The sequence below is a fragment of the Streptomyces sp. NPDC006551 genome (genome assembly GCF_040611675.1).
Classification (GTDB): domain Bacteria; phylum Actinomycetota; class Actinomycetes; order Streptomycetales; family Streptomycetaceae; genus Streptomyces.
Window position 1 is genome coordinate 98,451 of sequence record NZ_JBEXOT010000016.1, and the last position, 13,608, is coordinate 112,058.

Here is a 13,608-nt window from a genome sequence, read left to right on the forward strand (position 1 = left end):
CGTGTCCGACGCGTCCGGGCCCGCCGTTCGCCCGTTCCCCGACCTGCCCGCCGGGTTCCGTTTCGGTGCCGCCACCGCCGCGTACCAGATCGAGGGCGCCCACGACGAGGACGGCCGAGGCCCGTCCATCTGGGACACCTTCAGTCACACCCCAGGCCGCACCCTCGGCGGCGCCACTGGCGACACCGCCTGCGACCACTACCACCGCTACCGCGAGGACATCGCCCTGCTGCGCGGACTCGGTGTCGACGGATACCGGTTCTCGATCGCCTGGCCCCGCCTGCTGCCCAAGGGCACCGGTCCGGTCAACGCCAAGGGCCTGGACTTCTACGACCGGCTGATCGACGAGCTGCTGGCCGCCGGTGTCGCGCCCGCCGTCACCCTCTACCACTGGGATCTGCCCCAGGCCCTGGAGGACCGCGGCGGCTGGCGCGCCCGGGAGACCGCCGAGGCGTTCGCCGACTACGCGGCCCTCGCGGCCGGGCGCTACGGGGACCGGGTGGAACGCTGGATCACCCTCAACGAGCCGTACTGCTCCGCCTTCGTGGGTTACGCCGAAGGCCGGCACGCGCCCGGTGCCGAGGAAGGCCGCGGCGCACTGGCGGCCGCACACCACCTGCTGGTCGCCCACGGCCTCGCCGTACGGGAGCTGCGCGCCGCGGGCGCACAGGAGATCGGGATCACCCTCAATCTCGACCGCGTCCACGCCGCCTCCCACCGCCCCGAGGACCTCGCCGCCCTGCGCCGAGCCGAGGTCCTCCACAACGAGGTCTGGACCGAGCCGCTCCTCGCCGGACGCTACCCCGCGCACGAGGCCGAGACCTGGAACGGCCTCGCCGACGGTCCCTGGCGGCGGCCCGGCGACCTGGAACTGATCGGCGCCCCGCTGGACTTCCTCGGCATCAACTTCTACCGCCCGATCACGGTCGCCGCCGCACCCCACCGTACGGACGACCCCGAAGCCCGCACCGCCGTCGACATCGGCGTCAGCGAGCTGGACCCGTACGGGACCCGGCACACCACCATGGGATGGCCCGTCGTCCCGGCAGCACTCACCGAGCTGCTCCGCGAACTCCACGCCCGCCACCCGCGGCTTCCGCCGGTCTGGATCACCGAGAACGGCTCCGCCGAGGCCGACACCCCCGGCCCCGACGGCCAGGTCCACGACATCGCGCGCGTCGACTACCTGGCCGACCACCTCGCCGCCGTCGCCGACGCCATCGCCGCCGGGGTGGACGTACGCGGCTACTACGCCTGGTCGCTGCTCGACAACTTCGAGTGGGCACGCGGCTACGACCAGCGCTTCGGCCTGGTCCACATCGACTACGACACCCTGAACCGCACGCCCAAGGACAGCTACCACTGGTACCAGGGCATGATCACCGCGCACCGTGCGCGGACGGAGGAAACGACCCGATGAAGTTCACCGACGGCTACTGGCTGATGCGTCCAGGTGTCACCGCGCGCTACGCCGCCGAGGTCGCGGACGTCCGGGCCGACGATCAGCGGATGACGCTCTACGCACCGGTGAAGCACGTGCGCGGCCGCGGCGACACGCTCAACAGCCCGTTGCTCACCGTCGAGTGCTGGTCGCCGGCCGAGGGCGTGATCGGGGTGCGCACCACCCACCACGCCGGCTCGGTGCGGCGGGGGCCGGAGTTCGCGCTGCCCGGCACGGAGCAGGGCGCCGGAAAGGTGCGCCGGGACGGCGGGATCGTCGAGCTCGGCGCCGGTGACCTGACCTTGCGGGTGGACACGGCCGAGCCGTGGCGCCTCGAGTTCACCGCCGGCGGGCGGGTGCTGACCTCCGTGGGCGAGCGCGGCACCGGATTCGTCACCGACGCCGAGGGGCGACACTTCATGCTCGGACAACTCTCCCTGGGCGTGGGTGAGTTGGTCTACGGACTGGGGGAGCGGTTCACCCCGTTCGTCAGGAACGGCCAGACGGTGGACATCTGGCAGGCCGACGGTGGCACCAGCAGCGAACAGGCCTACAAGAACGTCCCCTTCCACCTGACCAATCAGGGCTACGGCGTCTTCGTCAACCACCCCGGCAAGGTCAGCTACGAGGTCGGCTCCGAAGCGGTCGGCCAGGTGCAGTTCAGCGTCGAGGACCAGTCGCTGGAGTACTTCGTCGTCCACGGCCCGACCCCCAAGCAGATCCTGGAGCGCTACACGGCGCTCACCGGCCGCCCCGCCCTGCCCCCGGCGTGGGCACTCGGGCTGTGGCTGACCACCTCCTTCACCACCGACTACGACGAGGCCACCGTCAACCGCTTCGTGGGTGGCATGGCCGAGCGCGGCATCCCCCTGAGCGTGTTCCACCTCGACTGCTTCTGGATGCGCGAGTACCAGTGGTGCGACTTCGAGTGGGACTCCGCCACCTTCCCCGATCCGGCCGGCATGCTGGCCCGGCTCAAACAGCAGGGCCTGCGGATCAGCGCTTGGATCAACCCGTACATCGCGCAGAAGTCGGCGATGTTCGAGGAGGGCATGCGCCAGGGACACCTGGTGCGGCGCCCGGACGGCAGCGTATGGCAGTGGGACCTGTGGCAGCCCGGCATGGCGCTGGTGGACTTCACCAACCCCGCCGCCCGCGACTGGTACATCGGAAAGCTGCGCGACCTCCTCGACCAGGGAGTGGACTGCTTCAAGACCGACTTCGGCGAGCGCATCCCCACCGACGCGGTCTGGCACGACGGTTCCGACCCGGAGCGGATGCACAACTACTACACCCACCTCTACAACCGGGCCGTCTTCGAGCTGCTGCGCGACGTACGAGGGGAGGGCGAGGCGCTGGTGTTCGCCCGCTCCGCCACCGCGGGCGGCCAGCAGTACCCGGTGCACTGGGGCGGCGACTGCGAGTCGCACTTCAACGCCATGGCGGAATCGCTGCGTGGCGGGCTCTCCCTCGGCCTGTCCGGCTTCGGTTTCTGGAGCCACGACATCGGCGGCTTCGAGGGCACTCCGACCCCTGCCGTCTTCAAGCGCTGGGTGCAGTTCGGTCTCCTCTCCTCACACAGCCGCCTGCACGGCAGCAAGTCCTACCGCGTCCCGTGGGACTACGGGGAGGAGGCCGTCGAGGTCACCCGCGAGTTCACCCTGCTCAAGCACCGCCTCGCCCCCTACCTCCAGCGCGCCGCCCAACAGGCGCACGCCACGGGCATTCCCGTCATGCGGGCCATGGTCCTCGAGTTCCCCGACGACCCCGCCGTCGGCGCGCTCGACCGGCAGTACATGCTCGGCGACGACCTGCTCGTCGCCCCGGTCTTCACCGACGACGGCACGGTCGAGTACTACGTGCCCGAAGGAACGTGGACGAACGTCCTGAGCGGTGCTCGGATCGATGGTCCTCGCTGGGTCCGCGAGCAGCACGACTTCCACACCCTGCCGCTGCTTGCCCGCCCCGACTCCGTCATCCCGCTCGGCGCCGACGACCAGCGCCCCGTCTCCGCCTGGGCGGACGGAGTCGAGCTGCGGGTGCACGCCTTCGCCGACGGCGCCGAGCGCACCGTCGTGATCCCGCGCACCGACGGCCCCGGCGAGGCGGCCCACTTCCACCTGCGCCGCCAAGGCGACCGGCTCAACGTGACCACCGACAGCCGGCACCCGTGGCAGCTGCGGGTCGGCGGCCCGGACGGCACCGCCCATGCCCAGCCCGCCGGCACCCTGGAGGCGGACCTCCCGTACCCGGCCTGAACCGGGGACGGACGGTGTGTACGTGACTGGTTCGATCACCACCGAAGACGACCGCTCCGCGGTCCTGGTGGCGGCGGAAGGAGTCTTCGTCTCACCGGACCCCGAGCACGCCCAAGCTCTGTTTCCCGGCCTGGGAGGCGCTCCGCGATAGGCCGCTCTGGCCGGGCCCGGACTCGACGACGTGGCCCGGCGCTACCGGCAACTGACCGGGGCCGTGCTGTCAGCTCGCCGGCGCAGGCGTCAGTTCAGGGTCTGGATGAAGCCGATCTTGTCGACCTCGTCGCCCGAGCGGCCGTGGAAGCCGGTGATCTGCCGGCCCGGAGGGGCGGTGTGGGTGACGCAGTCGGAGGTCGGCGTGCCGCCGGACAGAGTGCGGCCGAGGTTCGTCGTGAACCTGGCGTGGAAGATCCGCGTGTGGCTGTCCTTCCGGGCTCGGCACAAATACGCGGTGGCGACGTACTCACCGCTGCCGAGTGTGAGGGAGGCGGCGGTGCCACCGGTGCCGCCGTGGGCGAGGGTCGTGCCGTTGTCCAGGGTGATGCTGATGCGGTCGACGCGGGAGCCGGCGCGCAGGGTGATGGTGGTGGCGCGAGCGCCGGCGGGGATGTCGTCGATGTCGTTGAAGTAGTCGCCGTGCGGTCCGCCGAACTGGTCGCTCAGCCGGAAGTCCGGGTTGCGCGACCAGGAGAAGCCCGCGGTGATCGGGTCGTGGTCGGAGAGCATGAGCCCGTCGCCGGTGAGGAACCCTGCGTGCTCGTTGTCGTAGGACGTGGCGTTCAGGGAGACGAGCGTGCTGCCGCGGTAGAGGACCTTGTCCACGACCTCGCAGGTGTTGGGCACCGTCGGCCCGGATTGGTCGCAGAGCAGGGGGTCGCTGCCCTTGGCGGGCGGGGTGCCGCCGCGGACCAGCTCGACCCAGGCGTCGGTGAGGCCGTTGGCGGCGGCGAACTCGGCGATGGTGTCGCCGGTGCGGGTGTAGCGGGTGTTGGTGTCGCCCATGACGACGACCGCGTTGCCCGCCGAGTGGGTCCGGATGAAGGTCGTGAGCTGGTTCAGGTTGTCGGCGCGGGACGCCAGGTCCCCGGCGCTCGTCCCCGCGTTGGTGTGGAGGTTGTAGAAGTCCACGTACACGCCCTCGGCGAGGCGCTCCCGCATGAAGGTGAAGCCCTTGGGGGTCAGGCAGTCACCCGAATCGTACTGGCACGACCTCCAGCGCACCCGCTCGAAGTCGTCCTCGTCGTAAGGGGTCTTCGACAGGGTGTTGAGTCCGCTGCCGATGCCTGCCCCGCCGCTGGTGGGGGTGCGGTAGGGGTGGGCGGTGTCGGCGGCGTACAGGCGGGCGTGGTAGTTGAAGTCCTCCTGGACGTGGACGATGTCGTACGGCGCGATCCGCCGACCGATCTCCGTCGTGGCCGGCTCACGGGGTGTCGGTGCGCTGGAGATGCTCTCGGGCAGGCCGGCCACGTTGTAGGTGAGCACGCTGAAGGTGCCCGAGTCGGCGGTCGTCGTCGCGGACGCCGTCGGCGCCGCGACGGTGAGCCCTGCGAGAGCGGCCGTCGCCGCGGTCAGGCAGGCGAGGAGTCTGCGCATGGGGGTGTCTCCTGTGGGTGCGTCGAAGCCGGTGGGAACACGTGGAGTGCGAGGTGGATCGCGAGGGCCCGGCCCGCCGCTCTCGCGCGGCGAGCCGGGCCACCGTGGGGTACGCCGAGCCGGTCAGGCGCAGGCGCTCCCGTTGAGCGTGAAGGCCGTGGGGGAGGGGTTGGTCCCGCTGTACGTTCCCTGGACTCCGAAACTCGTGGTCGCACCGGGGGCGATCGTCCGGTTCCAGTCGGCGTTGCGGGCGCTGACGGCGGTGCCGCTCTGGGTGACGGTCGCGTTCCAGGCGCTCGTGACGCGCTGGCCGCCAGGGTAGGACCAGGCCAGCTGCCAGCCGTCCACGGCCGTGGGGCCGGTGTTCCTGACGGTGACGGTCGCGGTGAAGCCGGTGCTCCAGGCGCTGTCGACCTTGTAGGTCACGGCGCAGGCCGCCGTGGGCTGCTCGCCGGTGGAGGTCCGCTCGGCGGCGTACGCGGCGAGCCAGGCCAGCGGGGCGTTCCAGTTGACCGCCACCTCGTTGGTCGAGTACGAGTCGATGTGGTCGATGTAGCAGGCGGCCGGTGCGCAGCCGGTCAGCTTCTCCTGCGCCACCGGGTCCTGGAGCCCGCTGTTGGGACCGCCCGCGAGCGACCCGGCCGGCGGGCGGGGCAGGGAGGCGTCCAACTGGTGGGCCCAGAAACGGTGGTGCTGGTTCTGCGAGGACGTCTCACCGTAGCCGGTCACGTACGACAGGCCGAGGGCGTTGCGGCCCAGCAGGTAGTCCATCGTCTCCAACGCTCCTGCGCGGTAGCGCCCGTCGCCCGTCAGCTCACCGGCCACGGCCATGACGACCGCGTCGTTGGCGACCTCGCCGTTCGAGCCCCAGAAGTACCCGTCGGCCGGGACGGGCACCGCGTAGCCCTGGGCGGCCATCCGGGACAGGTAGCCGTCGGCCGCCGCGGTCACCGAGGCCCGGACGCGGGCGACGTCGGAGGCGGGCAGCCCGTTCGGGACCGTGGCCAGGACGAGCCGGCCGAGCGCGGCCGTGTCCGCCCAGCCGAAACCGTAGGGGCTGAAGGCGTCGGCGGAGGTGTGCCAGGACGAGGACGTGACCGCGTCCCGATAGGCATTCTCACCGGTCGCCGCGTACAACTCGGCCGCCGCCCAGTAGAACTCGTCGGTGACCCGGGTGTCCCCGTACGCCCCGCCGCCCGTGCTGTCCGACTCCGGCGCGTACACCGCTGGATTGGCCTGCGCCGCCGACCAGGCCCGGCGGGCGGCCGACAGGCAGCGGTCGGCGTACGCGGCGTCGTACGGCCGGAAGACTCGGGCGCACTGCGCGGCGGCCGCCGCGAGGTTGAGGGTCGCCGCCGTGGACGGGCGGTGCAGCTCGCGAGGCTGGGCGTCCTGTTCCGGGTGGGTCGGCATGCCGGTCCAGGCCGCGTCATGGATCTTGTGGAACGCCATGCCCGCGTATGGCTTGCCCTCGGGCACCTGCATGCGCATCAGGAAGTCGAGCTCCCACCGCGCCTCGTCCAGAACGTCCGGCGTTCCGTTGCCGCGCTCGGGGACGCGAAGGGTCGAGTCGCCGAGCGCGGCGTCCTTCCCGGCTCGCTTGGCCCGCTCGAAGGAGTTGACGACCAGCCAGGTCGAAATGCCGCCGTTCACCACGTACTTGCCGTGGTCGCCGGCGTCGTACCAGCCGCCCCTGACGTCCTGCGTGTAGTCGCACACGGTGGCCTGGCAGGGGACGGAGATGTCGCCCTTGTTCGGCGCGACGCCGAGGTGTCCGGCCGGGCGCGCGTACGCGGAGCCCACCAGGGAGGCGTCGATGGCGATGCCGCTGCGCTGGTGGTGGAAGAACGCCATGGAGTCGGACCGCAGCGAGTCGTAGAGATCCGCGCGGACGTCGAACGGCGCGCTGCTGCTGCCGTCCACCGCCAGGACGTAACCGGAGCCCGCCACCCGGTGGGAGGAGAAGTCGGCGACGTGGACGGACTGTCCCGAGGGGGTGTCCGCGCCGCGCGGGACGGTCGAGCCGGAGGCGATCACCGTCCCGGACGCGTTGCGCAGCTGCCAGGTGAGCGACTGCGTCGCCGTGGTGACGACGGTGGCGCGCTTGGGTCCGTCCGGCAGGTAGCCGACCTGGTTGACGCGCACGGCCGTGGTCGCCGCCGCGGTGGCGGGGACGTCCGCGGCGGCCGGTGCGGTCATGAGGCCGCCGAGGAGGAGCGCCCCGGTCAGCAGGGCGGTGGAGAGTCGTGGGGGGCGGCGTAACGACGAGGTGCGGGGCATGAGCGGCTCCTGTGTGTGGATGTGGGTGATCAGCAGGTGGAGTTGGTCGCACTCCCTCCCGACACGTCGAGCGCCTTGCCGCTGCCCCGGTTGACCAGCGCGTACCAGCCGTTCGTATCCACGGTGGCCGCCTGCGCCGACCCAGCGACGCCAAGTCCGGTCAGGAGCGCGGACGGCAGGGCGGCCACTGCGGCGAGCGCAGCGGTCGACCTGCAGGACCTTCGCTCGTCCTGCCCGAATGTGGTGTTCATGTCAATTCGGCCCTCCTTTGCTTTCGCGATTCTTTCTGGGAGCGCTCCCATTCTACGAAATCTCGAACAGCGGTCGACAAGTCGGAGATCTGGAGCGCAGATTAGTGACGCCCGCCATCACCGTCAACGGGCTCAACCCGCAGTGGCGCGAAGTCGGCCACCTGGTCGATTCGCCGCCACGCCCCCTGCCCGGTGCTGCTCGTCCGACCCGAGCCGCTGCCGGGTACCCCGGGGGCAGCCGCGCGGCTCGGGCGGTCGGAGGCGCCCGGCCACGAGTGAGTGCCTCGTGGCCGGACGTGGACGGGGCCGGACGGCGCTCAGCGGTTGAACGTCAGTCGCGGTGCTGCGTTGCGGGCCAGCGTGTGGGCCTGGTCGGGCCACCAGGTGCCGGCGGGCGGGTCGACGATGCCGTACTCGGGGTCGATGGTGCCGCCGGTGTTACGCGTGCAACTGCCGTCGGACTCGCCGGGGATCTTGATCCACAGGTAGGCGTCGACGAGCGGGACGCCGGTGTCGGCGGTCGGGCGCGGGCCGAGGCCACGGCCGGGCGCGTTGCACCAGATCTCCGGGTCTCCGGTGTACTTGCCGGGCTCCGGCGTCCAGGCGCCCAGACCGTTGCGGCTGGTGTCGATGACGAAGTGGTGCAGCCCGTCGTTCGGTGGGGTGCCCACGTTCTGGTCGAACCAGGCGTCGGTCCAGCGCCAGGTGGTGGGGTCGGCGGAGTCGACCGCGTTGCCGGGGGCCCCGTCGTTGGGCGCGGCGGGCGAGTAGTACTGAGTGGCACACCAGTCGGCGTGGCCGCGTGCGTACTCGGGTCCCTCGGTGGCGAACCACATGCACTTGGCCATCCAGGTGCCGTACCTGGCGTTGTGGTCGGTGGGGTGGGTGTTGGACACGTTGAGGGCGAAGCCGTCGCTGTACCTGACCCCGGCGTCCAGCAGCCGCTGCGCCATGTCGCCGACGGGCCGCCACAGTACGTTGCCCGCGTCGAGGTAGACCGTGGCGCGGGGCCGGGCCTTGAGGGTCTTGACGGCGTATTCGAGGTCGGCGATGCGGGTGGCCGTGAGTTCGCCGGTCGGGTCCACGGTGGGCCCGCAGTCCCTGGGGAGGAGGGCCAGGCCGTCGGGCTCGACCACGACCACCGCCTTGCTGTCGCCGATCCCGGCGGCGAAGGCGTCGATCCACTGGCGGTAGGCGGCGGAGGACGCGGCTCCGCCGCTGGAGTACTGCGTGCAGTCCCGGCCGGGTACGTTGTAGGCGACCAGGATGGGGGTCCGGTCGACCGCCCGGGCCTTGCGGACGAGCTTGTTCACCTTCACGCGCACCTCGCCGGGTGTGCCCTCGGTGAACCACTCGGCCTGCGGCCAGCTCGCGAGCTTGGCCATGTTCGTGGCGTTCGCGAAGTCGCCGTTCCTGAAGTCGACGAGAGCCTGCTTGGCGGCCTTGCTCTGCGGATCCACGTAGAACTTCGTGGCCGGGGTGATCCCGTCCTGCGCGGGCGCGGCCTGCGCCTGGGTCGCGGTGAGGGCGGCGCAGGCGGTGAGCGCCGCGATGGCGGCGGTCGCACGGCGCCGTAGGCTGCGTGGCTTCATGAATGCTCCTGGTCGACGGATGGGTGAGGAGTGGAGCGTCCGGCGCGAGGGCCGGCCCGGTCGCGGCATGGCGGATGGTCCCTGTGGCCCGGTCGCGGGAGCGGGGAGGTGCCGGGCCACAGGAGTCGGGGGTCAGTAGCCGTAGATCATCTTGTAGGCGACTTCGGGGAGGAACTGTCCGGCCGAGGAGCCCGCTCCGACGCCGCAGTTGCCGTCGGACTCGCCCGGGGCCTTGATCCACAGGAGCATCTCGGCGCCGCCTCCCAGCTGGGTGGGGGTGCCGATGCGGCGACCCGCTGCGTTGCACCACTCGCCGTTGGAGCCGTTGCCGTTCCGGCTGGTGTCGACGACGAACGGCTTGGTGTAGCCGTAGCGGGCGCCCAGTTCGCTGTTGACGGCGTTGCCGTAGGCGGTGTTCTGGGCGGTGGTGTAGTAGTTGGAGACGTTGAGGGAGAAGCCGTGGGCCTGCCGGAGGCCTGCTTCGTGGAGGCGCTGGGCCATCGTCGCCGGGCTCACCCAGCCGGGGTTGCCGGCGTCGAGATAGACCCAGGTGTTGGGCGCCTGGCGGTTGAACTCGGCGAGGGCGCCACTGATCATGCCCTGGCGTTCCTGGATCTGGGCCTGGTTCATGCAGCCGTAGTCCGCGATGGCGTCCGGCTCCAGGATGACGACGGCCGGGCGGTTGGCGATCCCGCCGGCGAACTGCGCGATCCAGCTCGCGTAGGCGGACGGTGAGGCGGCGCCGCCTCCGGAGTGACCGCCGCAGTAGTCGCGGTGGTAGATGTTGTAAGCGACGAGGATGGGCAGCTTGTCCCAGCGGTCCGCCGCCCCCACGTACGCACCCGTGGCGGTGCCGATGGTGCCGCTCCAGGAGCCGAACCAGCGGGCCATCGGGGTGTTGGCCAGGGACGCGTTGATAGCGGGCGCCCGGCCGTCACCAGGGTTGGCGGCGGCCCAGTGCTTCGCGCTGGAGTTCGGGTCCACGTAGAACCCGCTGGTCATGGTGGTCGGGTCGGCCGCGTGTGCGGACGGCGCGACGGCGAGTGCCAGCGGCAGCGCGAAGAAGGCTGCTGCGAGGGCGCGGAATCTGCGGCGCATGACTGTACCTCGATTTCCTGGCGGCGGATGCGCCGCACGCTCTCGTCCGGAGCAGGCGGCGCGCTGAGGAAGTGCGGTGGTACGAGCCCCCTGTGTCGGTGGCTCTCCGGCGGGGACGACAGTACTTCGGCCGTACGGAGACTCATGGGAGCGCTCCCATTGGAAGCGATCCCAGCGAGCACTCCGCATGCCTTGGGTGGTGGCCGGTATCGTGTGACGCCCTGCTCGGCCTGTCAAGTACCGCTGTATGACCGGCACTTCCCACGACGACGGGATCGGTCTACAGTCTCGGCACTGGAAGCGCTCCCAGTTTTCCGGTCCTCGAGGACTCCCCACCTGTTCACAGTCGCCCGACGGGCGGGGCGGGGGCGAGGCCCGGGGGACGCAACCGTCAGGTCGCGAGAGAAAAGGGCAGGTTCATGACGGAAGGTGTGCCACGCCGGCAGTCGACACTCCACGAGGTGGCCGAGCTGGCCGGTGTCTCGCGGTCGGTGGCCTCCCGTGTGCTCAACAACGCCCCGCACGTCAGCCGAGCCAAACGCGAGGCGGTCGAACGGGCCGTCCATCAGCTCAGCTACGTACCGAATCCGACCGCTCGGGCGCTGGCGACCCGTCAGACCGGGGCGGCCGCCCTGATCATCTCGGGAGAGGACCCGTCGATCTTCGCGGATCCGTTCTTCGCCCAGGTGATCGTGGGGGCCTCGGCCGCCCTGGAAGACGCCGATCTGCACCTGATGCTGAGCTTGGCCGCCTCCGACCGGGGCCGCACGCGGGTGGAGCAGCTTCTTCGGTCCAAGGGCGCCGACGGCGTGATGCTGATGGCGCTGCGTGAGGACGATCCGCTGGCCCGCATGGCCGAAGAGGCGGAGATCCCCGTCGTGTTCGGCGGTCGCCCGGTCGGTCTGGACCCCCGTTGGTACGTGGATGTCGACAACGTCGGCGGAGCGCGCCAGGCGACCGAGCATTTGATCTCGGCCGGCCGGACTCGCGTGGTCACGATCTGCGGGCGGCTGGACACCGCGGTCGGGCGAGCCCGATACCGCGGCTACCGGGATGCCATGCTGGCGGCGGGCCTCGATCCCTATCCGCCGGGCGTCGGGGACTTCACCGAGTCCACCGGAGCCGCCGCCATGGCCGCTTTGCTGGCGAACCATCCCGGCCTGGAAGGGGTGTTCGCCGCCAACGACAACATGGGGGCCGGGGCGCTGCGTACGCTGCGCAAGGCCGGCCGGCTGGTTCCCGGTGACGTGGCCGTGATCGGCTTCGACGACCTGGCCGTGGCCCAGATCGCCGATCCGCCGCTGACCACGGTTCATCAGCCCATACAAGGGCTCGGACGGGAGATGGCGCGCATGCTCGTCGCGCTCATCAACGGACAGGACCCCACCCCGCTGATCCTCCCCACTCGCCTGGTCACCCGCGCCAGCGCCTGACGAGAGACACCCCTGCGGTCACCCCCGCGAGCAGTGCCCGAGCCTCCCGGCCTCCACCCTTGACAGGCCATCAGAGGGACGGCAGCGTTCCGACGGCATCTGTTGGGAGCGCTCCCAGCCAGGGAAGAAGCCCCCAGGAATCTGTTCTCACCCCGGCCCTTGAAGGCCCCCCCGCGCCGACCGCCGACGAGGCGAGGCTCTGCCCGGCGTACCCCTCAACCCCGTTGACGCATCGAGGAGATGCCATGTCCCGCCTGTCCGTGCCGCGCGTCCGCACGCGCTCCGCCGTAGTCGTCTCCGCAGCCGTGGCCTTCGCGCTCGCTCTCACCGGCTGCTCGTCCTCCGACAACGGATCCGCCTCCGCCGACGGGAAGATCACCCTGACCGTCGGCACCTTCGGCACCTTCGGGTACAAGGAGGCCGGTCTGTACGACGAGTACATGAAGCAGCACCCCGAGATCACCATCAAGGAGAACCCGACGACCGTCGAGGGCAACTACTGGACCGCCCTGCAGACCCGGCTGTCCGGTGGCGGCCTCGACGACGTCCAGGCCCTCGAGGTCAGCCGCATATCCCTGGCCACCTCCGAGGACCTCGCCGACGCCTTCGCCGACCTGTCCGACGCCCCCGGCGTCAACAAGCAGGACTACCTGTCGTGGAAGTGGGACCAGGCCACCACCGCCGACGGCAGAACGATCGGACTGGGCACCGACGTCGGCCCGATGGCCATCTGCTACCGCCAGGACCTGTTCAAGGCCGCGGGCCTGCCCTCCGACCCCGAGGCGGTCGGCAAGCTGTGGGCGGGCGACTGGGCGAAGTTCGTCGAGGTGGGCAAGGAGTACCAGGCAAAGGCGCCTCGGGGCACCTCCTTCATGGACAGCGCCAGCGGATTGTTCAACGCAGTCGTCTCCAGCAGCCCCGTCCAGTACTACAAGGACGGCAAGCTCGCCTACAAGGACTCGCCCAGCGTCAAGGCCGCCTGGAACCTGGCCGTCAAAGCCGTCCAGGGCAATACCAGCCAGGGCCTGAAGATGTTCGACACCCCCTGGCAGACCGCGTTCTCCAAGTCCACCTTCGCCACCACCGTCTGCCCCTCCTGGCAGCAGGCCAACATCCAGCAGTTCTCCGGCCCCGACAACAAGGGCAAGTGGAACGTCGCCCAGCCTCCGGCCGCCGGCAACTGGGGCGGCTCCTTCCTGGCCGTGCCCGCCTCCGGCAAGCACGTCGACGAGGCCAAGAAGCTCGTGGCCTGGCTCACCGCACCCGAGCAGCAGGCGAAGGTCTTCCAGAAGGTCGGCAACATCCCCGCCAACCAGGCCGCCTACGGCCTGCCGGGCGTCGTCGACCACAAGAACCCCTACATCGGCCCCGACGCCGCCACCGGCCTGATCTTCTCCACCGCCGCCAAGGCCATCAAGGCCGCCGAGATCGGCCCGCGTGCGGGCGACCTGACCGGCGCCTTCGGCACCGGCGTTCTGCTCATGGAGCAGAACGGCAAGAGCCCTGAGGAGGCCTGGAACGCCACCGTCCGCCAGATCGACAGCACCATCCAGTAACCCTTCCCGCCCCTCCCCGGCCGCCGTCGCGGGGGAGGGGGCGGCCGGTCACCGGGGAGCCGGCCGCCCCCTCCCCGTACCGACGCGACCGGCCGTGACCACCGAAGGA

At 70.9% G+C, this 13,608-nt stretch carries 9 protein-coding genes; 4 read left to right on the forward strand and 5 right to left on the reverse strand.

Going from position 1 to position 13,608, the window contains the following annotated elements:
* Window position 1: 1 nt before the first annotated feature.
* The gene (locus tag ABZY12_RS17285) at window positions 2-1,420 is read left to right on the forward strand and encodes a GH1 family beta-glucosidase (RefSeq protein ID WP_356891019.1); all 1,419 of its coding nucleotides are present in this window, start codon (window positions 2-4) and stop codon (window positions 1,418-1,420) included.
* Complete coding sequence (yicI, locus tag ABZY12_RS17290; protein WP_356891021.1) at window positions 1,417-3,699, forward strand: alpha-xylosidase; 2,283 nt, start codon at window positions 1,417-1,419, stop codon at window positions 3,697-3,699. The genes ABZY12_RS17285 and yicI overlap by 4 nt, the downstream gene beginning before the upstream one ends.
* Window positions 3,700-3,939: 240 nt before the next feature.
* Here yicI and ABZY12_RS17295 read toward each other — a convergent pair whose 3' ends face one another.
* The 5 genes from ABZY12_RS17295 to ABZY12_RS17315 all read right to left on the reverse strand — a co-directional run bounded on the left by ABZY12_RS17295 (window position 3,940) and on the right by ABZY12_RS17315 (window position 10,510).
* Complete coding sequence (locus ABZY12_RS17295) at window positions 3,940-5,289, reverse strand: jacalin-like lectin (RefSeq protein ID WP_356891023.1); 1,350 nt, start codon at window positions 5,287-5,289, stop codon at window positions 3,940-3,942.
* A gap of 123 nt (window positions 5,290-5,412) precedes the next feature.
* Window positions 5,413-7,569: a glycoside hydrolase family 9 protein gene (locus tag ABZY12_RS17300; RefSeq protein ID WP_356891025.1), complete on the reverse strand. Its 2,157-nt coding sequence runs from the start codon at window positions 7,567-7,569 to the stop codon at window positions 5,413-5,415.
* A 29-nt stretch (window positions 7,570-7,598) separates the two neighbouring features.
* Window positions 7,599-7,820: a hypothetical protein gene (locus ABZY12_RS17305; protein WP_356891027.1), complete on the reverse strand. Its 222-nt coding sequence runs from the start codon at window positions 7,818-7,820 to the stop codon at window positions 7,599-7,601.
* Window positions 7,821-8,137: 317 nt separating this feature from the next.
* The gene (locus ABZY12_RS17310; RefSeq protein ID WP_356891029.1) at window positions 8,138-9,412 is read right to left on the reverse strand and encodes a glycoside hydrolase family 6 protein; all 1,275 of its coding nucleotides are present in this window, start codon (window positions 9,410-9,412) and stop codon (window positions 8,138-8,140) included.
* 132 nt (window positions 9,413-9,544) lie between these two features.
* Window positions 9,545-10,510: a glycoside hydrolase family 6 protein gene (locus ABZY12_RS17315; RefSeq protein ID WP_356891031.1), complete on the reverse strand. Its 966-nt coding sequence runs from the start codon at window positions 10,508-10,510 to the stop codon at window positions 9,545-9,547.
* 419 nt (window positions 10,511-10,929) lie between these two features.
* Here ABZY12_RS17315 and ABZY12_RS17320 point away from each other — a divergent pair, with 419 nt between their 5' ends.
* Window positions 10,930-11,943 (forward strand): LacI family DNA-binding transcriptional regulator, encoded by a 1,014-nt coding sequence (locus ABZY12_RS17320; RefSeq protein WP_356891033.1) that lies wholly within the window; start codon window positions 10,930-10,932, stop codon window positions 11,941-11,943.
* 245 nt (window positions 11,944-12,188) lie between these two features.
* Window positions 12,189-13,499: an extracellular solute-binding protein gene (locus ABZY12_RS17325; RefSeq protein ID WP_356891035.1), complete on the forward strand. Its 1,311-nt coding sequence runs from the start codon at window positions 12,189-12,191 to the stop codon at window positions 13,497-13,499.
* Window positions 13,500-13,608: the final 109 nt, after the last annotated feature.